The organism is Hyphomonas sp. (assembly GCF_046313735.1).
Lineage (GTDB): Bacteria > Pseudomonadota > Alphaproteobacteria > Caulobacterales > Hyphomonadaceae > Hyphomonas.
Map to the genome: position 1 here is coordinate 7,989 of NZ_JBKBXW010000043.1, position 2,268 is coordinate 10,256.

The following is a 2,268-nucleotide window of genomic DNA, read 5'->3' on the forward strand; positions in this document are numbered from 1 at the left end:
ACCATGCTTCGCTCCCCCCTCCGCCCCTTCGGGGCACCTCCCCCGCAGGCGGGGGAGGATAGGCAAGCGAGGCCCTCACCCCATCGCATCCCTCACCAGATCCTCTTCCGCCTCCCGCAGCACAGCCTCCATCGCAGAGGCCCCGAACACCGGCTCGCGGCCCACTTCCAGCATCACCGGCACGGCGAACGGGCTAATCTTTTCCAGCCGCTGATGCACGATCCGCCCTTCGATCCGCGCCAGCATGTCCGACAGGCGCCGCACATCCAAGAGGCCGGTCGCCGCGTCCGCCCGCGTCGCCTGCAGGAGGATATGGTCGGGCTCATGGCTCCTCAGCACATCAAAGATCAGGTCAGTGGAAAACGTCACCTGCCGGGAGTTTTTCTCCGACCCCGGAAGGTTCCGGTGGATCAGCCCCGAGATCAGCGCGCAGTGCGCAAAGGTCCGCTTCATCAGCGCGCTCTCGTCCAGCCATTCTTCGAGGTCATCGCCCAGCATGTCCGGGTGGAAAATCTCCGCCATGTCCAGCCCGCGCATATCCTCCAGGCCCCAGACCGCCATCGCATACTCGCTTGCCACAAAGCCTGTCGGCTTCGCCCCCGCCCGCTCCAGCCGCCGCGTCACCAGCATTCCGAGCGTCTGATGCGCCAGGCGCCCCTCGAACGGATAGGAGACGAGATAATGCCGCCCGGCGCGCGGAAACGTCTCGACTAGGAGATGATCCGCTGGCGGAATGGTTGAGCGCAGCGCCTGTATCTCGAACCATTCCCGCACAGGGTCTGGCAGGCCCGCCCATTGGCCTGGATCATGGATCATCTGCCGCACGCGCTCGGCCAGGAATGTCGTCAGCGGAAACTTCCCGCCATTATAGCTCGGGATCGCCGGGCTCTCCGATTGCGCCGGCGCCACCAGCGCGTCCATCCCTTCAATCCCGATGAGCCGCAACACCTGCCCCCCGAACAGGAACGTATCCCCAGGTGTCAGCAGACTGAGGAAATACTCCTCCATCTCGCCGAGCTTGCGGCCACCCCGAATTAGTTTCTTGCTCGGCGCTGTTGCCTCACCTTCGGTTCGGCGCGCCTGCGCCTGCGCGTTGCTTGTAAGCCCCCTCTCCCTTGAGGGAGAGGGAGTTGGGGGTGAGGGGCTTGCGGCCGACGCCCCACCTCCCACCGCCAACCGCACACTGAGCATCGGCGCCTCGACAATCGCGCCCACATTCATCCGGTGCGCCTGCCTGTCGCGCGGCGTGCGCGCCGTCCACAGCCCGTCGCTCCGCCGCACGATCCGGTGAAACCGGTCATAACTCTTCAGCGCATAGCCGCCGGTCGCCACAAAATCGACAATCCGCTCGAACGTCTCCCAATCGAGATCCGCATACGGAGCAGCCCGGCGCACCTCGTCATACAGCGCCGCAAGCCGAAACCCCTCCCCGCAGGCCCGCCCCATCACATGCTGGGCGAGGATATCCAGCGCCCCCACTCTCGGCCCCTCGCCATCAATCTCACCAGCCTCCACTGCGGCTTCCGCCGCGCGGCATTCGAGCACCTCGAACCGGTTCGTCGGCACAAGGAGGGCCTGGCTCGCCTCATCCATCCGGTGGTTCGAGCGGCCAATCCGCTGGATCAGCCGCGCCGCGCCCTTCGGCGCGCCCATCTGGATCACAAGGTCCACCTCGCCCCAGTCGATCCCGAGATCGAGTGTGGAGGTGCACACCACCGCCTTGATCTCCCCCGCCGCCATCGCCGCTTCCACCCGCGCGCGTTGCTCGCGCGCCAGCGATCCGTGATGCAGCGCAATCGGCAAGCCGTCCTCATTCGCCGCCCATAACTCCTGGAAGAGCAGCTCCGCCTGGCTGCGCGTATTGACGAAGACCAGCGCCATCTTCGCCTTGCGGATGGCCTCATACACCTCCCCCACCGCAAACCGCCCCGAATGCCCCGACCACGGAATCCGCTCCCGCGAGATCAGGATATCCACCTCGGCTTTCACCCCGCCAGGGGCGGCAATTACGCGAACACCTGTTTTGCTTGAATTGCTCGCCGCTGTTCCACCGCCTCCGGCGCCGGGCGGCTGCGCCTGCGCTTCGCTTGTGGGGGCATCTGGCCCTGAGGCTGAGCGCACGGTCTCAAGCCCCCTCTCCCTCAAGGGAGAGGGGGTTGGGGGTGAGGGGCTAGCGGCAGGCGCTGCGTCCCGCCCGCGGGGGGGGCGCCCCGCGCGCCCCCCCGCCCCAGCGGCGGGGGGGGGGGGGGGGCGGGGCGCCGCCGCCGC

The 2,268-nt window shown here is 67.4% G+C and carries 1 protein-coding gene; it reads right to left on the reverse strand.

Features of this window, described 5'->3' with window-relative positions:
- Nucleotides 1-75: 75 nt before the first annotated feature.
- The coding region (locus tag ACK4SV_RS15560) for a helicase-related protein (protein ID WP_409918762.1) at nucleotides 76-2,268 on the reverse strand (2,193 nt) is incomplete at its 5' end.